The sequence below is a fragment of the Mesobacillus foraminis genome (genome assembly GCF_004340465.1).
GTDB lineage: Bacteria > Bacillota > Bacilli > Bacillales > Cytobacillaceae > Mesobacillus_B > Mesobacillus_B foraminis.
Map to the genome: position 1 here is coordinate 51,410 of NZ_SLVV01000012.1, position 24,018 is coordinate 75,427.

A 24,018-nucleotide genomic window follows, 5' to 3' on the forward strand; every position below is an offset into this window, starting at 1 on the left:
ATTGGTATAGTAGAAGTACGAAAAATTAACACAGTAATCATTATACATATATCAGAAAGAAGGCTGGTGCAGTGACATTTAAAAAGAAACAGTTTATGGGATTGGGCCTGACCATTTTCTTTTTAGTCCTCCTGTTGTTTGTCATCATGTACATGACAAGCACCATCAAGACAAACATGCTCGAAATTGTCCAGGACCGGTATGAAAAGGTCAATAAGGCAATGGAAATCAGGCAGCAAATTTACCAGGAAGACCGGGAACTATTATACTTGGTTAATCAGGGAGAACATGAGGGATCCAGTAACCAGGCCGCCTTCCTTGACGAAAGTGAGCGGGGAATTAACGAGAATATTTCGTCTCTGGAAGGAACTCTTAATAAAAAGCGGTCCAGAGAGCTGCTGAATGATGTGGAGGATGCTTACCGGAGCATTTCCGATATGAAAATAGAGATTCTCGACGGGCTGTCTGCCGGTGCGGCTTCTGGGGAGCTAGTGGAAATTTATAATAGTGGGAGCGCGAACCGCAGCACCCTGTTTAAAACGCTTAATGAATTTAAGGACTATCAGGAAAGCCTGATCAGTGAGGCAATGAACGCCTCCAATACCGCTTTTAGGCAGCTTGTGGCAAGCCTTATTGCTGCAGTTGCTGCTGCCATTCTCTTAATCTCTACCGTTACCCTTTGGGTAATCAGGAGCACAAATAGGAGTCTTGAAACGATTGCAGACGGAATTAAGGCGATAGACTATGAAAACCTGGACACCCTTCCGAGGCTGAAACAGGAAACAGATGATGCAATTGGCCAGATTGCTTACTCGTTCAATTCAATGGCTGCGTCCCTGGAAACGTATAATGCCAGGGAAAAGGAGTACACATCAGAAATAGCGGAGCAGAACTGGATTCAGACTCATTCGGCCAATATTATTAATTTATACCATAGGAGCACAGAAATTGAACTGTTGGCGGATCAGTTCATTACAAAGCTTGTACCGACAGCAGGTGCGAGCCTGGGTGCTTTTTATTTGCATGATGGAAATGGCGAAAATGCAGTTTTTAGAAAAATAGCTTCCTATGCTGATAGCGGAAATGATGCAGGGAGGGAAGTCATTCCTGTCCGGGAAGGCCTGGTTGGACAGTGCGCCCGGGAGAAAAAGGCAATCTACCTTACTAATGTCCTGGACAGTTATACTCCGGTTATGACAGCTTTCGGGGAGGCTGTACCGAAATCGATTCTGATCTCGCCAGTCATTGTTAAGGATGAGGTTGTGGCTGTAATTGAGCTGGCCAACCTTCGGGAATTCACAAAAGCAGAAAAAATCCTAGTCGAAAAAGTACTTGAAACACTGGGTATCGCTGTGACAAATATACTTGGAAGAATGGAAGTTGAGAGACTGCTGCTCGAGTCGCAGGCTCAGACAGAAGAATTGCAATCCCAGTCCGAAGAGCTTCAGGCACAGTCGGAAGAGCTGCAGACCCAGGCAGAGGAATTAAGGATGATAAATGAACAGCTGGAAGAACGTTCAAAAGAAGCTGAACAAAAATCAGCACAGCTCCAAAAAGCAAAAAAAGACCTTGAAGAACATGCAAAACAGCTTCAGCTCAGTTCGAAATACAAGTCAGAATTCCTGGCAAATATGTCGCATGAACTGAGAACTCCGTTAAACTCGATCCTGCTTCTGTCTGAGATGCTTACGGAAGATGAGGATCAGGCACTCACTGATGAACAAAAGGAATTTTCGCGGGTGATCCACACCTCTGGCCAGGACTTACTCGATCTTATCAATGATATTCTTGATCTCTCAAAAGTAGAGGTAGGGAAGCTTGAGGTCGAATTCGATGTAGTCAATATCAAAGAATTCAGTGATCGAATCAACCAGCTGTTTGCCCATTTGGCGGCTCATAAAAATCTGGAGTTTTCCGTCACGGCCAGCAAGGACCTCCCGGATGTTTTTTATACGGATGAACAGAGGCTTCAGCAGATTGTTAAAAATCTGTTGTCCAATGCATTCAAATTTACCGAGGAAGGATCAGTTGCTGTCTCGGTGGAGAAAGCTGGCAGCAAGGAGCTTGCGAGCCTTCCAAATTGGGATGGGGTGAATGATTGGCTGAAAATTAAAGTGGCTGATACGGGGATTGGAATTACAAAAGAAAAGCAAATGATAATTTTTGATGCTTTCCAGCAAGGCGATGGTGCAACGATGAGAAAGTACGGCGGAACGGGTCTTGGCCTGTCGATTTCGAGGGAATTTGCCCGCCTGCTTGGTGGAGTTGTCCAGGTAGAAAGTCAGGAAGGGAAAGGAAGCGTCTTTACGCTCCTCATTCCAAGCCTGCCTAATGGAGTTCCTTTCTCCAGTGAACATCAATCCTTTGAAGAGGTGGCATCAGCTGCCGAAATCCTTCCTGGCGGCGATGATCATAGCGACACCTTGGTACAAGGGGTGGTAAACGGCAGGGATTCTCTTGAAACCAATATCCTGTCTGGTAAAAAGGTGGTTGTGGTCGATGATGACCAAAGAAATATCTATGCACTCACCAAGGCTCTGAAAAAGGAAGGCATGGAGGTCATTACAGCTGAAAACGGGCTTGAATGTCTCGAAATCATGGATAAAACGGAAGCGGATATTGTGCTGATGGATATTATGATGCCTGTTATGGATGGATATGAAACCATGAAGCGTGTCAGAAGCATGGAAAGTGGAAAAGATATTCCGATCGTTGCCCTTACAGCTAAGGCGATGAAGGGAGATCGGGAGAAATGTCTTGAAGCAGGGGCGTCCGATTATGTCAGCAAACCTCTGAAGCTCGACCAGCTTTTATCCGTTATGCGTGTCTGGATTACCAAAGAATAAGAGGAATGTAGAATGGATAAGGAAGAACTTGAACTAGAATTATTGCTGCTTGCGGTTTATCGGTTATCCGGCTTTGATTTTAGACAGTACATGCGATCCTCGATTATGAGGCGGGTGCAGAACAGGCTTCGGCTCGAACAGCTGCCGCAAATAAGCAGGCTGACTGAAAAAGTTATCCATGATGAAAACTGTCTTAAGAAGCTGCTTCATGATTTTTCAATTAATGTTACTGAAATGTTCAGGGATCCTTCTTTCTTTCATACTTTCAGGAAGGATGTTGTTCCTTATTTAAGAACCCTTCCTGAGATTCGGATTTGGCATGCAGGGTGTTCTACTGGGGAGGAAGCGTACTCCATGTCGATCCTGATGGAGGAAGAGGGTCTCGGGCCAAAGGTTAAAATATATGCAACGGATATGAATGAAAGTGTTCTTCAAAAAGCTGAAAAAGGAATAATCCCGCTTGCAAAAATGCAATTGTTTACAAAGAATTATATTCAGGCTGGCGGGAGAAGATCCTTTTCCGAATATTATCATACCGACAGTCAATTTGCTTATCTTGCTCCAAAACAGCTTGAGAAAATTATTTTTGCCCAGCATAACCTTGTTACTGACGGTTCCTTCAATGAATTCCATGTGATTATCTGCAGGAATGTCTTGATCTACTTTAATTTGCAGCTGCAGTCCAAAGTGCTTTCATTGTTCGAGGAAAGCCTTGGCGCAGGAGGCTTTCTCGGCCTTGGAAGCAAAGAGACGATCAGAACCGAGATTGAAAGCAATTTTAGCGATTTTTGTCCGGAAGAAAAACTATACCGTAAAAAAAGCTGAAGGAATCGATTGAATAAACCTGTTGAGTGGAGTGGAAGGGTGAAGACCCCTGTTGGATCAGCGGGACAGGTGAAACCCGCAGAATCAGTAATGATAGTAATGAGGAGGCTCACCGCCCTCCCCGCGGAAAGCGGAACGCCTGGACCGGAAGTCAACAGTTTGTCTACAGTCTGAGTGTTGAAACAAAAATGTTTCAACACTTTTTTTTATTTTGAATACCTTATTGTTGACGCTACAGTTTGCCAGTGTTTAAAATGTTTCCTAAAGGAAACTTTATTAGATTTGAGCATAAGTTAAAACATAGCGAAACAATATTTTTAAATTGACTGTAGGAGGAATGGTGATGAGCTCAGAGGTATTACTGGCCTTCGGGTTAACCCTAATGGCTGGTCTTGCAACCGGGATTGGCAGTATCCTTGCCTTTTTTACATCAAGGACCAATACCAAATTTCTATCGATAGCTCTCGGGTTTTCTGCTGGTGTCATGATTTATGTTTCCATGATTGAAATATTTGTAAAAGCAAAAGTGGCGCTGTCAGGATCCTTGGGAGATGAACTTGGAAGCTGGCTGACCGTGGGTGGCTTTTTTGGCGGCATGCTCTTAATTGCTCTAATAGACAAATTTATCCCAAAGCATGGGAACCCGCATGAGATTAAAACAGTTGAAGATATGAATCCTGCCAATAAGGCTCAGGACCCTGCATTGCTGAAGATGGGCACCTTTACTGCATTAGCGATTGGCATACACAACTTCCCAGAAGGAATTGCCACTTTTACATCGGCGCTGCAGGACCCGGCTCTTGGTGTGGCAATTGCCATTGCGATAGCGATTCATAATATTCCTGAAGGGATTGCGGTGTCCGTCCCTGTCTATTTTGCTACTGGGGACAGGAAAAGGGCTTTTAAATTATCATTCCTTTCCGGGCTGTCAGAGCCGGTCGGTGCGCTGGTGGCCTATCTTTTCTTAATGCCATTCTTGAACGATATCATGTTTGGGATCATCTTTGCAGCAGTTGCAGGAATCATGGTCTTTATTTCTCTGGATGAACTGCTGCCTGCTGCTAAAAAATACGATGAAGCCCATATGTCCATCTATGGACTTATTGGCGGAATGGCTGTCATGGCCCTGAGCCTCTTAATCATCATCTAAAAAAACGCTTGGAGTGTTCTCACCTCCAAGCGTTTTTATTTTATGTATGTTGGGCTACTGCCTGGATGAACACTGTACACATGTCATCACTCGCATTTGCCTGATGCTCCTTGGTAAGGAGGAGATCAATCGGCTCCTTAGGATCTTCCCAGTAGATGGACGCGGCTCTTTTTATCGTTGTTATGCCCTCTTTTCCATTTCTTTCAGCTGCTTCCTCCACGCCATCTGTAAAGAGGATGACTTGTATGGATTGATTGTAAGGAATCACGGATTTCTGAACCTCTATTTTATCGAAAAAACCCACAGCGCATGTCCGATTTGAGAGTTCGAGCAAATCTCCGCCGTCGACAAGGGCATACCCGGGAGGATGTCCGGCGTTTACGTACTCAAGTGTTTTTTTGCTTGTATCCAGTACTAAATAGATGGCCGTAAAATAGTAAGGAATTTGCCGGTTTCGGTGATTTAGGGAATTCATCCAGCGATTTAATTCGCCGATCACATATTCGGGATCAGAACAGCTGCGGATCGAGTCGCGGAGGACAGAGGAAATGAACATGCAAACAAGGGAAGCTGAGATGCCATGCCCCATCATATCAAGGAGAATGGCGGCATAGCGGTGCTCGTCCAGCCTGTACCAATAATACATATCTCCAGCCAGGGTATTGGCAGGCAAATAGGAAGCTTTGATGGTTAAGGATTTATCGCTGATGGGCTCGCTAAGCAGGCTTGATTGCACCTGCATCGAGAGCTCAAGTTCGTTGCGGATTTTTTCCTCCTGCTTTTTATGCCAGTCTTTTTCGTACTTTAACCTCAAGGCCACCCTGATCCGCGCTAGCAGCTCTGTTTTATTAATCGGCTTCATCACATAATCGGTTCCGCCGACATCGAGAGCTTCTGCTACCTTGTTTGAATCTTCCAGCGCCGTCACAAAAATGACTGGAATGTCTTTTAGATGCGGGATGGACTGCAGCACTTTGCAGGCTTCGATTCCGTCAATCTCCGGCATCATAATATCCATCAGGATTAAATCAACTGGTTTCTCCACAGGAGCAGGACTGTCAATTTGAAGGTAGGTAAACAGTTCCTGAGCAGAAGAAAAAGACTCATAATCTTTATAACCAGCTCGCTTTAATATTTTTTCAATGACAAACAGATTAGCCTGGTTGTCATCTACCACTAGAATCCCCATATTAACTTACCCCTTATAACGACAACAATTGGCGTTTATGTACTTATCTTGGTACCTATACCCTATAAATTATAAATAAAACATATTAAAAAGTATTTTATCAATATTATTTAATTAGCAGGGGCTGTTCCAAAAAAAAGTGTAAAATAGGTTCAGCTGTTTGAAAATAACGTAAAACTGTACAATAATAGAGTTACGTAAATGAAGTTTAATTAAGAGCTACAGAGGGAGAATTATGGCAAAAAAACAAGGAAAATCAAGGTACCTGGCCGGCACTTCACTTGCTGTAATGGGAGCAGGCTTTTTGTTGACCATTCCTCTTCAGGATTCTCTTTGGGGAAGACTGCTCCAAGGCGGGTTTGAAGCTGGACTTGTCGGCGGGCTCGCAGACTGGTTTGCAGTAACGGCACTGTTTCGCCATCCGCTTGGGCTTCCGATCCCCCATACTGCATTGCTGCCAAAAAACCGGGATAAAGTCACTAATTCCTTGATCCGCATGCTCGAGCAAGAGTGGCTGACAAAGGATAGTATTCAGGAAAAAATCAACCAGATTCAATTTACCGAAAAACTGCTGGACATGATTACCAGGGAGATGCAGTCCGAACATATAAAAAACGGCCTTCATTCCATCATCAGGGAAAGTGTTCAGAATGCCAAGATTGAAAAGCTTGCACCTTTTCTGGAAAAAGAACTTAAATCATATCTGTCCTCCATTGATTCTGCAAAACCTTTAAAGGCACTGACGGATGGAATCAGGGCTAATCAATACGATGAGGCGCTCTTCGACCATATTCTTGCTGAAACAGGAAAATGGGCTGCAAAGGCCGAGACCAAGCAAACTCTCGGTAAAATGGGGAAGCAGCTGATTGAAACCACAGAAGCTGACGGGTTATTGAAATTTGCCATCCAATCCTTCAGCCAGCTGGTCAATGAGGAAAAAATCGGCCAAATGGTGCAGACATTTATTTTGAATCGAATTATTAATGTCAGCAAACCGGATAATAAGTCCCGTCAAATGATCCTTCAGCGGATCCGTACAGAACTTGAGGAGCTTCACGAACGCGAGCATTTAATGAATGATATTAATGAATGGAAAAACAGACTTGTTAACCAGCTGGAGCTTGAAGGTCAGATACATTCCATTCTATTCCAGACTAAAGGGCGCATTCTTGATCTAGTCAATCAGGATGATTTTATCGACACCCATGTCTATCCTGTCATCTTCCGTTTCATTGCAGGATTGAAAGAGGATGACTCCAAAATGAAGGCAATCGAAAGCTGGATCCACAAACAAGTTGCCGGTGCAATCGAGAGAAATCACTCAAAGATAGGGACTCTTGTGAAAGAGAATCTAGATAAGCTGGATACAGATACGCTCATTGATATGATGGAAAATCATATCGGAAAGGATCTGCAATGGATTCGCGTTAACGGTGCTGTATGCGGTTTTATTATAGGAATCTTTCTGTCATTGTTTAAGCTGATTATTTAAATACAGTTAAGCTGGCGGTACACCGTACTGTCAGCTTTTTATTTACTCTCTCCACTCGACATTTCGTTCTGCCTGGATCTTAGGACCTGCTTTTCGGGAAGAAGGTAGGTATAAATATTTAAAATTCAGAAAAGTAGAGCAATTTACTTGAATTTCATTTGTCCTTTCCATAAGTTTGAAGTGAAACTTTAAAAATGGAGGGGAAGATATGAAACTGCTAACGAAATCAGGGCTGATGGCGTTTCTAAGTCTGATACTGGTCTTCAGTATGATGCCGGCAAACAGCCTGGCAAAGAAACCAGAGTTCAGCTATGACAGCTACAGCCAGGTAGACACTGGGAAAGACGGCATGGTCGCCACTGCCCATCCGCTCGCGTCCGAAATCGGAGCAGATGTTTTGCGCAAAGGAGGAAATGCGATTGATGCAGCGGTTGCCATTCAGTTTGCCTTGAATGTAGTCGAGCCAATGATGTCAGGCATTGGCGGTGGTGGATTTATGATGGTCTACGATGGGAAGACCAAGGAAACGACCATCATAAACAGTCGTGAACGGGCTCCTGACGGGGCTGCCCCTGACATGTTCCTTGATGAAAACGGAAATCCAATCCCTTTTTCGGAAAGGTCTACAGGAGGAAAAGCTGTTGGAGTTCCCGGAACTTTAAAGGGGCTTGAGGAAGCTTTGGATATATGGGGAACCCGTCCTATGGCTCAATTGATCAAACCAGCCATCAAGCTAGCTGATAAAGGGTTTCCTATTGATTCTGTCCTAGCCCAGGCAATCGCTGATAACCAGTTCACTCTTTCCAGGACAGCTGCGAAGAATGTGTTCCTGCCAGGTGGACAACCTTTAAAAGAGGGGGATACTCTCGTACAGGATGATTTGGCACGTACACTAAAATTGATACGTTCTAAAGGTACAGATGTATTTTATAATGGAGAGATTGGAAAAGCACTTGCAGAGGTCGTGCAGGATTTCGGAGGCTCAATGGAAACCGGGGACCTTGCCAAATATGATGTTACCATTGATGAGCCTATCTGGGGCGATTACCAGGGATATAAAATTGCCAGTATGCCTCCACCTAGCTCCGGTGGGGTCTTCCTGTTGCAAATGCTCAAGATCCTGGATGGTTTCAATCTTTCTCAATATGATGTGCGTTCTGCCGATAAATATCATTTGCTTGCGGAAGCGATGCACCTTGCCTATGCCGACAGGGCTGCTTATGCCGGAGATCCGGAGTTTGTTAAGGTTCCTCTAAAGGGTCTATTGCACCCTGATTATATTAAGGAACGCCAGGAGTTAATCAGTATCTCAAATGTCAACCAATCCCCGTCGGCCGGAGACCCTTGGAAATATGAGGAAGCCCAGCCGAATTACAAGGCTGCTGTCCAGCCAAATGACAGGAAGTATGGAGAAACAACCCATTTTACTGTCACCGATAAATGGGGAAATGTTGTCTCATACACTACTACGATTGAACAGCTTTTTGGGACAGGGATCATGGTTCCTGGTTACGGCATTATGCTTAATAATGAACTTACTGACTTTGACGCCGTGCCAGGAGGAGCAAATGAGGTTCAGCCGAATAAACGGCCTTTAAGCAGCATGACTCCTACAATCGTCTTCGAAGGGGATAAACCTGTACTTACTGTAGGCTCACCGGGAGGACCAACCATTATTACTTCCGTTTTGCAGACCATTCTCCATACAATTGAATATGACATGGAGCTGAAGCGTGCTGTTGAAGAGCCGAGGATTTACACAAACAACCTGACCTCTTATCGATACGAAGAAGGAATACCACAAGGTGTGTTAAGCACGCTAAATGGAATGGGACACCGCTTTGGTCCACAGCCCACCACGATTGGCAATGTACAAAGCATCTTAATTGATCATGAAAAGGGATTTTTTAAAGGAGTAGCAGACTCCAGCCGGAATGGTGCAGCCATAGGAGTCGACTTGAAAGGGAAAAAGAAGTAGGTGTTAGCGGGACCTGGATATATGTGGATAAAAAGATTGTGTTAAACATATTGCATAAAGGCTCTTACTCTCTTAAAATAAAGAAGGGACTTGGGAAAAAACGCTCAGGTCTTACATGACTGTTAAAAAAATTACTTTTAAATAAAATTCTTTTATTATAGGGCGGAAATGAGCCGGGCATGGAACCAGCCATAAGCCAGAAGGAAAGAAGTTTCTTTCCTTCTGGCTTTTTTTCATGCCTTTCCATTGGGCACAAAGGGAACTAGCAGGGGGGATCATGTGCAGGGGAAATCCATCGATATCCGTAATGAACAAGATATTAGCGCAGTACGAAACTTTGGGAGAAAAGCAGCGAAAGAAACAGGGTTTGGTCCTGTCGACCAATCCCGGATCATCACCGTGGTTTCTGAATTGGCACGGAACATATACAAGTATGCGGGACAGGGCAGCATTACTCTCCTGCCGCTTATAGATGGGGCAAGGAAGGGACTAAGTATCATTGCAGAAGACAATGGCCAGGGTATAGAAGACATTGATAACGCGATGGAACAAGGATTTTCAACCTCAGGAAGCCTGGGGGCAGGTCTTCCTGCTGTTAAAAGAATGGTGGATGAATTTCAGATTCAATCTGAAAAGGGTCAAGGTACATGTATAAAAGCCACGAAATGGATAAGATAGCAAAACCTCTTCGCAGATAGAGGTTTTTCATTCTTATCGTTGTTATTGGTCCGGTCTTAACGTCAAGGCAAAAACACTCTTATCGCGTGTAAAGTCCCAGTCAACAAATATATCCTCCACTTTTACACCAAGAATTTGTTCAACCTCATTATTGTGTAAATAAGACTTCTCCAATACTCTTTTCGTTGTTTTTAAGATCTTGCTATAGCCTTGTTTTATTAATTCTTTTTCTATTCTCACTAAAATTCCTTCTCTGATGATCAGCAGAACACGGTCGCTGATTCTACAGGAGAAAATTTTCTCCGGCACTTTCTGGACCTCGTGGCTGATCTCAACCACCTTTCGATGCAGCTCTTCTTGATGGGGATAATCTGACATAGCAGCCTGCTGCCCGGACAGGGACCCATTTGTCACAGCCGTAATAGCTCCCGATTTGTTATTCAAATTCCAATCATAATAGAATTCCTCGATCTCCATTCCCGTAATGATTTTCATATAAGCCCTTATCTCGCCAGCTAAAGTCTGCATGAGAATTTCCCTTGTATTCTGTACCGTATTTAATTCATCCTGTTTTAATAATGCCTCTTCAACGGGGGAAATAAAATTTTGTATAGATACAAAAATAAAGGGTGGGGAGATGGTTGTAAAAACAGACTCCGGCCCTTTTCCAAAGTTATCACGCAGAAGTTTTCCGATAAAGCCTGCCAGTTCGATTTGTTTTTTTTTCATGTCCATAAATACAATCACCCACAACATTTAACATTTTCCAACATCAGTCCTTGGTACATACCTTTTCCTGATCCAGAATAAAAACACTGGTATATTTTCTAGTTAAATCTCTACCCTTTGGCAATTTTGTTAAACTTTTCATGTAAAAGAGGGCTAGAATAGCAGCTAAATTTTTGGATATTCCCTTTTTTGTGTTTGAACTTGATGCTGTCAGGTTAAGTGGTAAGAAAAAGGTATCATAAAAAGGAGAACCGATATGGGAGAAGAAAAATATAACAAATTAGTCCGAGACCGTATACCTGAACTGTTGAGACAACAGGGGAAAATATGTGAAACTGTCGTATTATCCGACCGTGAATATATTGAAAAGCTAAAAGAGAAATTAAAGGAAGAGGTTGATGATTTTATCAAGGCTCAGCCCGATAAGCTGGCAAGTGAAATTGCCGATGTTCTAGAGGTGCTCTATGCCCTGGCTGAACATAAAGGAATCTCCGAGGCGGAACTGGACTTTACAAGGCAAATGAAGAAGAGGCAGCGGGGCAGCTTTAGGGGGAAGGTACTGCTTAAATCAGTCAATACCCTGCAATAAAGCTTGTCATAATCGGTAATAAACGGTCTTTTTTAGATTCAACCGGTCAGGTTCATCTGCGGGTATTATGGTCAGTAATCTGGTAAGATGTGTAATATAGATAATGACCGTTAGAGAGTAGGATTTTAATGAATGAACAGTTGATAAAAAAACGGGAGTCCGGTGACAGGGTTGAGAAAATTTGGTCAAGGGATTTTGTCCTCATTTGCTGTGCCAACTTTTTTATTTTCCTGGGTTTTCAAATGACTCTTCCAACGCTGCCGTTATTTGTCAAGCAACTGGGCGGGAACGATCAATTAATAGGATTGGTAGTTGGGATTTTTACCTTTTCAGCTCTGTTGATCCGCCCTTATGCAGGACATGCCCTCGAGTCAAAAGGGAGAGGGCTGGTATATCTGGTCGGTCTTCTGATATTTGTATTGTCGGTTGGATCATTCGGCTGGGCAATGGGAATGGCTTTTTTATTTGCCATGCGCATTATCCAGGGAATAGGCTGGGGACTTTCAACCACTGCATCAGGGACGATTGCCACCGACCTCATTCCTGCATCCAGGCGAGGTGAAGGAATGGGGTATTACGGCTTATCGGGCAATATTGCCCTGGCCCTGGGGCCCTCACTTGGACTTGCCCTTACAGGAGTTCTGTCATTCAAACAGCTGTTTCTATTATGTGCAGTACTTGGATTGGCCGCCTTGCTTATGGGATCCAGGATCCGGTATAAAAAAGTGGACCAGAATCCCAAGCAGGTAACCAATGTCAAATGGGATCTGTATGAAAAAAGCGCTTTGCAGCCCTCTGTCCTGCTGTTTTTCTTGACGGTGACGTTTGGCGGAATTGCTTCATTTCTGCCTTTGTACGCTGCTCAAAAGGGAGTTCCGGGCATTCAATGGTACTTCCTGATTTATGCTATATTCCTTATGCTCTCAAGGACTTTTGCGGGGCAGCTTTATGACAGAAAAGGTCATCAGGCTGTTTTTATTCCGGGGGCTCTCCTGATTTTCCTGGCAATGATCCTGCTTGCCTGGCTTCCAAACAGTGTGGTCCTTTATACGGCAGCTGCTTTGTATGGCCTAGGCTTCGGCTCTGTACAGCCTGCACTTCAGGCTTGGTCTGTCGCCAGGGCCCCACGTAACAGAAAAGGAATGGCCAATGCCACTTTTTTCTCTTTTTTTGATCTCGGGGTAGGTATCGGGGCGATCATCTTTGGCCAAATTGGCCATTTATTTGGCTATGACAGCATATACGAAACGGCAGCGGCTTCCGTGTTCATCTCCATCTTGCTTTATTTATACATACTTAGGAAAAACAAGCAAATGGCCTAGGAGCTGCTGCAGGCAAATCAACCACATCGAAATTGATGTGGTTTTATTTATGTGGAAATGTAGTGAGATGAAACCTTTTAAGCTCTCCAAACGTTTATAATGAAACAATAACAGGGACAGGTGGGGCAATATATGGAATCGAAGGCTCTTTTATTAAACGAATTGAGGGAAATTGAAAAGTGGGAAAAGGACCAAAAAGGCTTGTGGTTTTGGGAGCGCATTACCCGTCTGCCATTTAAAATGCTGGATAAACTGACTCCCAGGTTTATTCAGGAGAAAATTGGAACACTCTTAAATGAACTTGGCAGCTATATCCAGGACGGAGGAAAATATTTAACGAATGAAACGAAGGTTTTCCAGTTCATTCAGAAAAAGACCGGGAGGACCGTCAGTCAGCTTTCGGATATGAATGAGCTTCCTCTCCAGGTGATGAAACAAGCCTCGCTTGAACTGGGAAGCCAACGGAAAAAGGCAGCGACGATCCAGGGCGCTGGAACCGGGGTAGGGGGGATTTTTACCCTTGCAATTGATATTCCTGCCCTGCTGGCCATTTCCTTGAAGACTCTTCAGGAAATTGCGATTATCCATGGCTATAATCCCAATGATAAAAAGGAAAGGGTGTTTATCCTGAAATGCCTGCAATTCAGCTCTGCAGATATTGTTGGAAAGCAGGCAATTCTCGATGAACTCTCAGTTTATGATTCCGAAAGCCAGCAAACACAGCAGGTGATGTCCCAGCTTCAGGGCTGGAGGGAGGTTGCCTACACATACCGTGACCAGTTTGGGTGGAAAAAATTATTGCAGATGGTTCCCGTGGCGGGAATTATTTTCGGGGCTTTCAGCAATCGTTCCATGGTAAGCGACCTGTCCGAGGCCGCCACCATGCTGTACCAAAAGCGGAGAGTACTCCAAAGACTGGATAAGTTTCCGGACCCGGATCCGCCGCTCATTAAATAGAATGGAATCCAAAGCCAAAGGGCCATCTAACTTCCCTTTGGCTTTTATATTTAAACGTTCAAATTATGAACAAACTATTTCCAAACAGAGAAATAACCTGTAAATCTTCTTCTATAAGGTTGATAAATAGGTGAATTCATACTAACTTAAACATAACAATTAGATTGCTCAGGTGGGGATAAGATGAAAATTCTTGTTATAGAAGATAACCAAAGTGTTTGTGAGATGATCGAGATGTTTTTCCTGAAGGAAGGAATTGAGGGAAGGTTTGTCCATGATGGCCAGGAGGGCTTTAATCAATTTAAGGCAGGAACCTGGGATTTAATGATAGTCGACTGGATGCTGCCCGGGATGGATGGTGTCACGCTTTGCAGAAAAATCAGACAGGAAAACAGTGATATCCCGATTATTATGCTGACAGCAAAAGACAGTGAATCAGATCAGGTATTGGGATTGGAAATGGGTGCTGATGATTACGTGACTAAACCCTTCAGTCCGCTGGCCCTGATGGCGAGGATAAAAGCAGTGGCAAGACGCTATCAGAAAAACAGCCAGGAAGGTGAGACAAAAAACCTGCTTCAAACAAAGCATTTGAGCATAAATAAGGAAACCAGGGAAGTCATCCTTGATGGCAAGGCAGTGACAAACCTGACGCCGAAGGAATTCGACCTGCTGTCGTATTTGGCACAGCACCCGCGCCAGGTGTTTACTCGTGAGCAGCTCCTTGAGCGGGTATGGGGGTATCAATTTTATGGTGATGAGCGAACGGTTGATGTCCATGTCAAACGGCTGAGGAAAAAGATCGGATCAACTGCCCGGCCATTCCTTCATACGGTGTGGGGGGTAGGCTACAAGTTCGATGAGTCGGTGGAAAGCAATGAGAATTAAATACCTTTATCAGCAAATTTTCAGCCACATTGGCGTCCTGCTTGTGGCTTTTCTTGTCCTCAGCTTGATTTTTACCAACTTCGTCGAGAATCTTGTCTATGACAATAAGACGGAGGAATTGATCATCTACGGACGAAATATTCTTGATGAGCTTGAAAGAGGAGATGATCCCGCTGATCAGGTGATTAATCAGTATGCCAATGTTTTGTTTGGCCGGGACATCCAGTTCAGCGTTTTTGATGAACGTTTGAACCTGCTTAACCCAATCAGGTGGAGAGGACCGGCCGTTGAATTCACGGAAAAGGAGTGGCGCAAGCTGAAGATTGGGGAACCGGTTGTTTATAACTATGACCTTAAAAGGTTTGACGAGGATGTTACACTTGTCGCTCTCCCCTATCGTGAACACGGAAAATTTGTCGGAGGCATTCTTTTGACTTCCCCAATTAAAGGGACAAGGGAAATGGTAAGCGAAATCAGCCAATACCTGCTATTTACCGTCCTGATTGCCCTCGCTGTCTCTTTTATATTAAGCTGGTTTTTATCCAGGGTTCATGTAAACCGGATCAAAAAGCTTCAGGAGGCCACCTCGCTCGTGTCGTCAGGAAATTATTCAGTTAGTGTCCCTTCCTCCAATTTTGATGAAATCGGGGAACTGGCCAATGATTTTAACCAGATGGTGGATAAAATCAATTCTTCAATGGAGGAAATTGACAGCCTTGAAAACCGCAGGAGGCAATTCATGGCAGATGTTTCCCATGAAATGAGGACGCCCCTTACGACCATCAGCGGGGTGATCGAAGGGTTAAGGAATGATATGATTCCCGAGGCAGAAAAAGAAAAAGGGATCAATCTGGTCAGCAAGGAAACGAAAAGGCTGATCAGGCTGGTGAATGAAAACCTTGATTATGAAAAGATCAGGTCGAATCAGGTCAAGCTTAACATGGAAGAAATCGAGCTGCAGGAAATTCTGGAAATCCTAAAAGACCAGCTGGAATTGCAGGCTCGAGAAAGAGGCAATAAGATTGTCATTGAACCCCAGGAAAATGCCCATGTTTTTGGTGACTATGACCGGCTTTTGCAGATCTTAATCAATATAGCGAAAAACTCGATCCAGTTTACAAGCAATGGCAGCATTATCCTCAGAGGAAGAATGGAAGAAGACTATTCAGTATTGGAAATAGAGGATACAGGAATCGGAATGGATCCAGCTGAAATCGATAAAATATGGAGGCGTTTCTATAAAGCGGATCTATCAAGAACGAGCAATCCATATGGAGCGTTCGGACTCGGCCTGTCGATTGTCAAGCAGCTCGTGCAGCTGCATGATGGCGAGATTACGGTGGAAAGTGAAAAAGATCAAGGAACGAAATTTGTCATTAAAATTCCTATAAAAAAGAGTGAGTAACACTGAAAGCTGCAGACCTATATTCTGCCGCTTTTTTTTGTCAAAATAAGAAAAAAACCGGTTCTAAATACTTCCATGATTTTTAAAATTGCAGCCTCAGTTTGTTAATAATTTGTTCATAACTCCCAGGTAAGATAAAGGCATAGTAAGTGAACAAAAGGAGGAACAAACAATGAGTGATTTATATAAAGCCTTTGAAGAAGAGCCCAAGCCTGTTAAACAGGCCAGAAAAGCAGGTGGGATAAAAAGCTTGCTTTCGACCATTACAGCTGGTGTCATCGGATCGGCCCTTACGCTCGGAGCTGTGACCTATACGGATTACTTTGATTTTATAAAACCGCAAAATGACCAGCAGCAAACCAGCACGGCTGCGGCGACGCAGGTTCCGACAGAAGAAGCTGCTGCCAATATTGTTCAAACCTCAACAGCTGACACTGCATCATCCATTGCTGATATTGCGGAAAATGCCTCAAAGGCAATTGTCGGGATTGTGAACATTCAGGAACAGACCAATCCATTATCGGGAGAGCAGGGAAATCAGGAAAGCGGCTCTGGATCAGGAGTCATTTTCAAAAAAATGGATGGCAGTGCTTATATTGTGACAAACAATCACGTTATTGAGGGGGCGTCCAAGGTTGAAGTTTCCCTTTATGACGGACAGAAGGCGACAGCCGAGGTGGTCGGGGCGGATGCCTTAACCGACCTTGCTGTCATAAAAATAGATGAAAAGTATGCCTCCCATACCATGGAGTTCGGAGATTCTTCCAAGCTGCGGGCTGGAGACCAGGTCATCGCCATTGGGAATCCATTAGGACTTGACTTATCCAGGACAGTAACACAAGGAATTGTCAGCGCAGTCGACCGTGGAATAGAGGTTTCAACATCAGCCGGCGAGTGGGAGCTAAATGTAATCCAGACCGATGCTGCCATTAACCCCGGCAACAGCGGCGGAGCACTGATTGATGGTAATGGGAATGTGGTTGGTATCAACAGCCTGAAAATCACCGAAAGCGGTGTGGAAGGTCTTGGATTTGCCATCCCAAGCAATGATGCGGTGCCGATCATCAATGAATTGATTGAGACAGGGCAGATAACTCGCCCTTACCTTGGAGTTAATCTTGCCGATCTGGAGGAAATTCCTGGTGCCTATCTTCAAAGTCTCCCGGAAGATGTTCAGTCTGGAACGATGGTCACCTATGTGGATCCAAATTCTGCTGCAGCAAAAGCAGGGCTTAAACAGCAGGATGTCATCGTCTCCATTAATGGCGATAATGTGGATCATTCAAGTGACTTGCGGAAATACATGTATTCCAACATGAAGACAGGAGATAAAGCGGAGCTCAAAGTCTATCGTGAAGGCAAGGCAGTCACAATCAATGTGAGTCTAAGCTCCAATTCTGCTTCCAGCTGAAATCAACACCAAAGATAACGGAGCTTTCAAAAAAGAACCCTTGCAGTAGGAGGCATTGACCTGAAAATCACTGCAAATACACCACTCAGGTACATTGTGTGCTTTTAAGGCTCTGTTGATTGGGCGGGACTCCGTGAAGGAACGGACTAAGGGAGTTCTGTGGAGGAGCATCATTCGAAGAAGACCCGGACCGATAACAGAGCAGAAGAAAGCCGGGAAACAGGACAAACAATAACGATAAGGATGTGGCTGGAGATAAACAAACAGGAACCACTGGAATGCGTTTATATGAAAGGAGGTGAAGGAAGATGAAGAGCATGATGAAGTGGAGTTTCATTCTTATACCGGCTGTGCTTCTTGGACTGATTCTTTTCAACATGATTGGAGCGCATATTGGCGGAACTTCCGGGCTTTCTCTCCAGCAAGGCGGGCAGTTTGGCCATTATGGAGGCGGCCACCATTTTGAACGCGGGGCCAGATCGTATGGTTCTATTTATGGACAAGCCTCATTTTTTATCCCTGTGCTTTTACTAGTCGTGTTTAAAGCCGGACTGGCATTGGCGGGGTGGATGATTTGGAGGGTCTCTAAGGGTAAGGGCGGCAAGATTGCTGGTGCCGTATTGTTGAGTGCCGGAGTATTTTCTCTTCTTCCAAAAATCATTGGCGTGCCATTCCTGATTTTAATGGCTTATCTAGGGTATAAATTCTTTCAAAAAATAAACGAAGAAGAACTTGAGTTTGTCCCCGCAGCCGAGCTGGCAGGTAGCTATCAAATCGAAAATCAAATGAAAACAAGGGATTTTCTTGACGAATGGGAAAATTCCATCCGCAGGGAGGATAAATAACAATGAGTATTTTTAAAAGAATCAGAGACATTGCCACAGCCGATTTCCATGAGGCTTTGGACAGGCTTGAAGACCCGGTCAGCATGCTTAAACAGCATATGAGGGAACTGGAACAGCAGCTTCGAAAGGCACATGGTGCTTTGGCGAATCAACTTTACATCGAGAAGAAATATCAGTCAATCATCAATGAAACCAGGAATCTGGTCGAAAAGCGCTCCCGCCAGGCGGAACTGGCTGTTGAAAAAGAGAACGATGACATCGCGATGCTCGCCCTTGAGGACAAGCTTGTAAATGAAGCGAAGCTCAATGCCTGCAGGGAACAATACCAGCAGATTAAAAGCCAGACAGATCTTCTTTGCGGTCAGATTGATAAGTTAAGGGCAGCGTATGAAGAACTGCAGACCCGCAAGCTTGCCCTCATTTCTAGGCTGAATGTCGCCAAGGCTACAGCTGATATTGGCAAGGCGGCCGCTTCCTTCAATCCGGAGTTTACTGTCCAAGGGTTTAATAAGGCGGAAGACCAGGCATTGAGACTTGAAGCAAAAGCAGAGGCAAGCCAGTATGGATTGGTTAAGTCCAACTCTATCGACCATGTCCATTTGAATGACCAAGTGGAAGCAGAGTTATCAAAGATGAAGGAAAGAAAGTCAGTGACTGTATAAATAAGCAGGATAAGCTGTTAATTCCCCCTTTAGCAGCTTTTTCTGTTTTTTTTTATGCCCAGAGTGCCATTTTATGTTGTCGCAGCCATTTGAATTCCTTGTTATTACCCATGTCCCCCTGGGAACAGAAAAGGATTCGTCCAAAGCGGACGAGATCCTTTTACCTACCCCATTTAAGGAACATTGTCAGTGTACAGCATTGGGCGCCCTGTGCATTTCCGTGAATGGTCAGCAATATGCCGGTGGGAGTATATGTTGTGGTGATAGGAGTGCTGACTCCTATCGATTTCATTAAACGGTCTACCTCCTGTTTATTCCCCGCCTGTGCTGCTGACATTAACTTTACGGCAAAGCCTGGTTCGCCAAACTTTTTTAGGACAATGCCTGCTTCAGTCGAGATTTTCTGAAAAGCTGTAACAGAGTGAGTAAAAGTGGTGGGATCAACAACAGGAAATTGAGGCCGTCGATTTAAATACAGAGGAGGGCTGGGATAAAAATATGGGTCATGGAACATGACATAACCTCCCTATTATGATTGAATAATTATGTTTATTCATGTTTCGGTGTATTGGTGTTTTGTCAAAAGTATTCTATTATTAGAGTAGAGTCGTGGAATACAGATAGGGGCGGATGGAATGACTTCTAATAGATTCAATGGCTTGGACATACAGAACGTTAAAGTCAATAAGAGCCATACATTTGATGGACATATAATTAAATTTTCAGTGGGTGGCCAGAATTTTGTGCTTATGACGGGAAATTCAAAATCACCTTTCCCTATGAGCATCAAGCATGAGTTCATGGCTAAGGAAATCTGCAATCAATGCAGCAAACAGATTTATCCAGCTGATATTTCTATTCAGCTTTGTTCTTTTTTTCAGCAAAGACAGCACGATTTGCTTCGGTATATTTTGAGATTTTACCAAAAAGAGTTTCAATACAGCCGTTAAAAAACCAAAGTGCCAAATGGATATAAAACTTTTACAACTTTGGCGTAGACTATGATTAAAACTCGGTCGGCTAAAAAGATGTTGAGAACTTTCATGATGTTTTAGGGGGCGGCCATGTTAAGTGCACGTATGACAGCGATATTAAGGGAGCTTATGAGAGCGAAGACGTTTGTAACAGGTGAATATCTGGCCAATCTCATTCAAGTTTCTTCGCGAACGATCCGAAATGAATTTAAAGAGCTGGAAACCCTTTTAGCCTCGAATGGCGGTGTTTTAAAATCCATCAGGGGGACGGGTTACCAATTAGTCGTAACCGATGAAAACAAATTCAGAAGTTTTTTGCAGGCAAATTTGGATGAAACGGTTCCAGGTGAACAGGCAGCTCCGACCATGCCTGAAGAAAGAGTTCATTTCCTGATTAAACGCTTGCTTTTAGCGGAGGGCTACCTAAAGATTGACGAGTTGGCAGATGAAATGTTTGTCAGTAAATCAACAATCCAGAACGATTTGCGCGATGTAAAGAAGATACTTGAGAAGTATAAGATCATGTTGGATAAGCGTCCGAACTATGGCCAGAAATTAAAGGGGGACGAGCTTAACCTTCGATTCTGCATGTCTGAATATGTTTTTAACAGGATCGGTACCCATCCTGCAATCAACAATATTGGTGTCTCCATCCTGACTGAGGCAGAACTCGGGGACATTAGAGAAATCATACTGGCCCAAATCAATCCGGCAGGAATTGTGCTTTCAGATGTTGGACTGAATAATTTAGTCATTCATATTGCCATTGCCTATAAACGCATCCAAAATGGAAATTATGTCTCATTAAGCCAAAAGGAACTGGATGAAGTCACAAAACAAAAAGAGTATAGAGTAGCTGCCGCAATTATTGGAGAAATTGCTTCAAAACTTGATGTCGTTTTTCCTGTTTCGGAAATTGCCTATATTGCCATACATTTATTGGGAACAAGAATGACAGTCAGCCCGAGTCTGGAAGAGGAGAGTACGGAGAATGTTGTTGAGCCTCAGCTGCAGGATCTTACTCGCAAAATTCTTGATTTAGTAGATAAAAAGCTGAGCCTTGGCATCAGTCAAGACCTGGAATTAATAACGGCGTTGTGTCTGCATTTAAAACCAGCGATTAACCGGTTTAGATACGAGATGAACCTTAGGAACCCGATGCTTGCCGAAATAAAAGAAAACTATCCTATCGCATTTGAGGCCGGCGTTATTGCCGGCACAGTCATAAAGGATGAGTTGGAAATCGAGATCAATGAGCATGAAATAGGCTATATCGCCCTGCATAGTGGTGCTGCAATGGAAAGAAGGAAGATGGCCAACCAACCAAAAAACTGCCTGATTGTATGCGCCTCGGGGATGGGGAGTGCCCGGCTGCTATCATACAAGCTGCAGTCAGAATTTGGTTCGAAGCTCAATATCATAGGAACCAGTGAATATTATAAACTGAGGGAAACTCCGCTGCATAACATCGATTTGATTATCAGTACGATCCCGATCAGGGACAGCCTTCCAATCCCGGTAGTAAAAGTAAATACGTTCCTTGGCGGAAAAGACCTGAAGAAAATTGAGGAAGCCATTAGGGCAGTGAAAGACCAAAGGGCCGATTTTATAAGGGAAGATTTAGTCTTTCTTCAGAAAAACCTTGATACCCAGGAAGAGGTAATTACGTTCCTTGTCGGTAAGATGGAAGAATTGGAGTTGGTCAATGAGTCATTCGTTCACTCGGTGAAAGAGAGAGAGGCTTTGTCTCCGACTTCCTTTGGAAACCTGGTAGCCATTCCTCACCCAATGGCCCCTGTCACCGACTATACATTTTTAGCTATCTGTACACTTCAAAAGCCCGTAAAGTGGGGAGATAAACGAGTCCAGTTTATTTGTTTATTAAGTGTCGAAAAGGACAGTACCGGAGAATTTAAGGAATTGTATGATCTTCTTTGGAATGTGGTGGATGATGTCGACAAGGTTCACAGGCTGTTAAAATGTACAGATTACCTGGAATTTAGAAGTATCTTTTTGAAAGAGAAGATTTGAGCTGCAGGGGGATGTATATGAATATACTATTGTGCTGTTCTGCCGGAATGTCCACGAGCTTAATTGTAAGGAAAATGGAACAAGCAGCTGCAAGCGAAGGGCTGGATATGAATATCTGGGCAGTTCCCGGGGAAGCTGTAAGTCATCATATCGATAAAGCTGATGTTTTGCTGCTGGGGCCTCAGGTCCTGTATCTGCTGCCGCAGCTCCGGCAGCTTGGGAGCAAGAAAGGGGTGCCGGTTGAGGTAATCAACACGGTCCATTATGGTACATGTAATGGAAAAGAAGTGCTGAAATTTGCCCTCAGCCTTATTGAAGAACAGACATAAGAAAAGGCTGCTGAAAAGGAAGGACCCTTATCAGCAGCCTTTTTTACCTGAATGCCTGATGTCCGTTCTATAGATTTCGGCTTAATAATTTAAAAACTTAACACAAACTGGATCTGGAACTGTAATATCGGATTGAAGAAGCGTGAGTTTGCCTGTTTCCGAATCCCTGGAGTACAGGACAAGATTGCTGGATTCTTGGTTGGATGCTACAACGAACTTTTCGGATGGATCCAGAATAAAGTCACGCGGCCAGTCCCCTTCAGTAGAAACATGCTCAATAAAAGTCAGTTCAAAAGTTTGTGGATCGACACTGAAGACTGCAATGCTGTTATGCCCCCGATTTCCTGCATAGACAAATTTCCCGTCTGAAGAAAGATGGATCGCACTTCCCTGATTGTTTTCTGTGAATTCTGCCGGGAGTGTCGAAGCCGCCTGCTGCTGGGTAAAGCTTCCATCCTCCTGATTGTATTTTAACACAAGGACTTCTGAACTGAACTCTGTCATAACGTAGGCATATTCCTTGTTTGGATGGAACGCCAGGTGCCTTGGACCGCTTCCAGGCCTGGTATCCAGCTGTGACACTTTAATTAATTGATTTCCCTGTAATTTGTAGGTAATCACCTGGTCAATGCCAAGCTCCACTGCCACTACATATTTGCCATCAGGAGTAAAGCCTGCATAATGGGAATGCGCTTTTTCCTGCCTTGGATCCGGCCCGGAACCTTCATGCTTGGCAATAGAAGCTGCAGGCTGGATGGATCCATCCGGATTCAATTCATAAAAATCAATTGTTCCTTTGTGGTAGTTGGCCGAGAGAACCCCATAATCCGTGTTTACACTGACATGGCATGGAGGCGAACCCGCTTCTGCGGTTGAGTTTAACTTGCTCAGTTCACCGTTATCCCCGATGGAATACGCGGCAACTCCGCCCTCATCTCCTTCCTTGGCTACTGCATACAACTGTTTGTTGCTGTCAGTGACAGTCAAATATGTAGGATTGTCCAGTGTGGCAGCGACGCTTACATTCTTAATAATGCCTTCCTCTGCATCAAGGATAAAAGAGTAAATCCCTTCACTGTCCCCTTTTGTATAAGTGCCTATATACCCACGATATTGCTTCGCTTCTTTCATTCCAATTCTCCTCCTTTTCTAAATGGACTCCATATTATATTAAACCAGGGAAGCCACTGAATCAAAATATTACGGATGATCAAAAACAGGCTCCTTTTAATTTTAGTATCTTCCCGATAAATGAAAGCGCTTAATATTTTCCGTTGAGCAAAGGAAAAAACTTGGGTGTAGTTGAAAGCGCTTTACCGTTATGATAAAGGCATACCTCGACAAGAGGTTCACAAAAATACTAAACTACCAAATTAACTAAATGAATCTTTAGGAGGAACTAAAATGAATATTCTATTATGCTGTGCAGCGGGAATGTCTACTAGCCTATTGGTAACCAAAATGGAAAAAGCAGCCTCGGAGCAGGGGATTGAGTGCAAAATCTGGGCTGAAAGCGCAGATGCCGTCAAAAACCATATTGATCAGGCCGACGTCCTTTTGCTTGGGCCACAGGTTCGCTACCTGCTTCCGCAAATGAAGAAGCTGGGTGAAGAAAAGAACATCCCGGTTGATTCCATCAACCCGGTACATTACGGAATGTGCAACGGACCAGAAGTTCTGAAATCAGCTCTCGCTCTTATTACTAAAGGATAAAGGAG

23 protein-coding genes are annotated in these 24,018 nt (G+C 43.9%); 19 read left to right on the forward strand and 4 right to left on the reverse strand.

Going from position 1 to position 24,018, the window contains the following annotated elements; all coding sequences use genetic code 11:
- Window positions 1-71: 71 nt before the first annotated feature.
- The 3 genes from EV146_RS21045 (at window position 72) to zupT (ending at window position 4,821) form a co-directional block, all read left to right on the forward strand.
- A complete protein-coding gene (locus EV146_RS21045) occupies window positions 72-2,846 on the forward strand; it encodes a response regulator (protein ID WP_132010453.1) in 2,775 nt (924 codons plus the stop codon).
- Between the two features lie 12 nt (window positions 2,847-2,858).
- Window positions 2,859-3,671, forward strand: a complete 813-nt coding sequence (locus EV146_RS21050; RefSeq protein WP_132010455.1) for a CheR family methyltransferase — start codon at window positions 2,859-2,861, stop codon at window positions 3,669-3,671.
- Between the two features lie 343 nt (window positions 3,672-4,014).
- Entirely contained in the window at window positions 4,015-4,821 is an 807-nt protein-coding gene (gene zupT / locus EV146_RS21060; RefSeq protein WP_121611219.1) for a zinc transporter ZupT, read from the forward strand.
- Window positions 4,822-4,861: 40 nt separating this feature from the next.
- On the opposite strand, the gene EV146_RS21065 is transcribed toward zupT, so the two are convergent.
- Complete coding sequence (locus EV146_RS21065) at window positions 4,862-6,010, reverse strand: PP2C family protein-serine/threonine phosphatase (protein ID WP_121611220.1); 1,149 nt, start codon at window positions 6,008-6,010, stop codon at window positions 4,862-4,864.
- Window positions 6,011-6,245: 235 nt separating this feature from the next.
- Here EV146_RS21065 and EV146_RS21070 point away from each other — a divergent pair, with 235 nt between their 5' ends.
- From EV146_RS21070 to EV146_RS21080, 3 genes are all read left to right on the forward strand, one after another.
- Complete coding sequence (locus tag EV146_RS21070; protein WP_132010459.1) at window positions 6,246-7,502, forward strand: DUF445 domain-containing protein; 1,257 nt, start codon at window positions 6,246-6,248, stop codon at window positions 7,500-7,502.
- A 208-nt stretch (window positions 7,503-7,710) separates the two neighbouring features.
- Window positions 7,711-9,480 (forward strand): gamma-glutamyltransferase, encoded by a 1,770-nt coding sequence (gene ggt, locus EV146_RS21075; protein ID WP_132010461.1) that lies wholly within the window; start codon window positions 7,711-7,713, stop codon window positions 9,478-9,480.
- A gap of 279 nt (window positions 9,481-9,759) precedes the next feature.
- On the forward strand, window positions 9,760-10,158 hold the full coding sequence (locus EV146_RS21080; protein WP_132010463.1) for an anti-sigma regulatory factor: 399 nt from the start codon (window positions 9,760-9,762) through the stop codon (window positions 10,156-10,158).
- Between the two features lie 42 nt (window positions 10,159-10,200).
- Here EV146_RS21080 and EV146_RS21085 read toward each other — a convergent pair whose 3' ends face one another.
- Entirely contained in the window at window positions 10,201-10,893 is a 693-nt protein-coding gene (locus tag EV146_RS21085; RefSeq protein WP_241993999.1) for a Na-translocating system protein MpsC family protein, read from the reverse strand.
- A gap of 250 nt (window positions 10,894-11,143) precedes the next feature.
- Between EV146_RS21085 and EV146_RS21090 the strand changes: the two genes are divergently transcribed.
- From EV146_RS21090 to EV146_RS21125, 9 genes are all read left to right on the forward strand, one after another.
- Entirely contained in the window at window positions 11,144-11,476 is a 333-nt protein-coding gene (locus tag EV146_RS21090) for a nucleoside triphosphate pyrophosphohydrolase (protein ID WP_132010465.1), read from the forward strand.
- A gap of 128 nt (window positions 11,477-11,604) precedes the next feature.
- Window positions 11,605-12,798: an MFS transporter gene (locus EV146_RS21095; protein ID WP_132010467.1), complete on the forward strand. Its 1,194-nt coding sequence runs from the start codon at window positions 11,605-11,607 to the stop codon at window positions 12,796-12,798.
- Window positions 12,799-12,930: 132 nt separating this feature from the next.
- Window positions 12,931-13,755 carry an EcsC family protein gene (locus EV146_RS21100; protein ID WP_132010469.1) on the forward strand — a complete coding sequence of 275 codons (825 nt, stop codon included), beginning with the start codon at window positions 12,931-12,933 and terminating at the stop codon, window positions 13,753-13,755.
- Between the two features lie 183 nt (window positions 13,756-13,938).
- The gene (locus EV146_RS21105) at window positions 13,939-14,643 is read left to right on the forward strand and encodes a response regulator transcription factor (RefSeq protein ID WP_121611228.1); all 705 of its coding nucleotides are present in this window, start codon (window positions 13,939-13,941) and stop codon (window positions 14,641-14,643) included.
- A complete protein-coding gene (locus EV146_RS21110; protein WP_132010471.1) occupies window positions 14,633-16,048 on the forward strand; it encodes a sensor histidine kinase in 1,416 nt (471 codons plus the stop codon). The genes EV146_RS21105 and EV146_RS21110 overlap by 11 nt, the downstream gene beginning before the upstream one ends.
- A 172-nt stretch (window positions 16,049-16,220) precedes the next feature.
- Window positions 16,221-17,459 carry a S1C family serine protease gene (locus EV146_RS21115; protein ID WP_132010473.1) on the forward strand — a complete coding sequence of 413 codons (1,239 nt, stop codon included), beginning with the start codon at window positions 16,221-16,223 and terminating at the stop codon, window positions 17,457-17,459.
- Window positions 17,460-17,618: 159 nt separating this feature from the next.
- Window positions 17,619-17,771: a hypothetical protein gene (locus EV146_RS27680; RefSeq protein WP_199232700.1), complete on the forward strand. Its 153-nt coding sequence runs from the start codon at window positions 17,619-17,621 to the stop codon at window positions 17,769-17,771.
- Window positions 17,768-18,304, forward strand: a complete 537-nt coding sequence (locus tag EV146_RS21120) for a hypothetical protein (RefSeq protein ID WP_132010475.1) — start codon at window positions 17,768-17,770, stop codon at window positions 18,302-18,304. Before EV146_RS27680 ends, EV146_RS21120 begins: the two co-directional genes overlap by 4 nt.
- 2 nt (window positions 18,305-18,306) lie before the next feature.
- A complete protein-coding gene (locus EV146_RS21125; protein WP_132010477.1) occupies window positions 18,307-18,966 on the forward strand; it encodes a PspA/IM30 family protein in 660 nt (219 codons plus the stop codon).
- 160 nt (window positions 18,967-19,126) lie between these two features.
- On the opposite strand, the gene EV146_RS21130 is transcribed toward EV146_RS21125, so the two are convergent.
- Entirely contained in the window at window positions 19,127-19,480 is a 354-nt protein-coding gene (locus EV146_RS21130) for a YuzC family spore coat inner layer protein (protein WP_132010479.1), read from the reverse strand.
- Window positions 19,481-19,601: 121 nt separating this feature from the next.
- On the opposite strand from EV146_RS21130, the gene EV146_RS27210 reads away from it, so the two are divergent.
- The 3 genes from EV146_RS27210 to EV146_RS21140 all read left to right on the forward strand — a co-directional run bounded on the left by EV146_RS27210 (window position 19,602) and on the right by EV146_RS21140 (window position 22,300).
- Window positions 19,602-19,916: a hypothetical protein gene (locus EV146_RS27210; protein ID WP_121611234.1), complete on the forward strand. Its 315-nt coding sequence runs from the start codon at window positions 19,602-19,604 to the stop codon at window positions 19,914-19,916.
- 114 nt (window positions 19,917-20,030) lie between these two features.
- On the forward strand, window positions 20,031-21,971 hold the full coding sequence (locus EV146_RS21135) for a BglG family transcription antiterminator (protein ID WP_132010481.1): 1,941 nt from the start codon (window positions 20,031-20,033) through the stop codon (window positions 21,969-21,971).
- A gap of 17 nt (window positions 21,972-21,988) precedes the next feature.
- A complete protein-coding gene (locus tag EV146_RS21140; protein ID WP_132010483.1) occupies window positions 21,989-22,300 on the forward strand; it encodes a PTS sugar transporter subunit IIB in 312 nt (103 codons plus the stop codon).
- 81 nt (window positions 22,301-22,381) lie between these two features.
- On the opposite strand, the gene EV146_RS21145 is transcribed toward EV146_RS21140, so the two are convergent.
- Window positions 22,382-23,431: a lactonase family protein gene (locus EV146_RS21145; protein ID WP_132010485.1), complete on the reverse strand. Its 1,050-nt coding sequence runs from the start codon at window positions 23,429-23,431 to the stop codon at window positions 22,382-22,384.
- Window positions 23,432-23,704: 273 nt separating this feature from the next.
- Between EV146_RS21145 and EV146_RS21150 the strand changes: the two genes are divergently transcribed.
- Window positions 23,705-24,013, forward strand: coding sequence for a PTS sugar transporter subunit IIB (locus EV146_RS21150; RefSeq protein ID WP_132010487.1), 309 nt, complete (start codon window positions 23,705-23,707; stop codon window positions 24,011-24,013).
- Window positions 24,014-24,018: the final 5 nt, after the last annotated feature.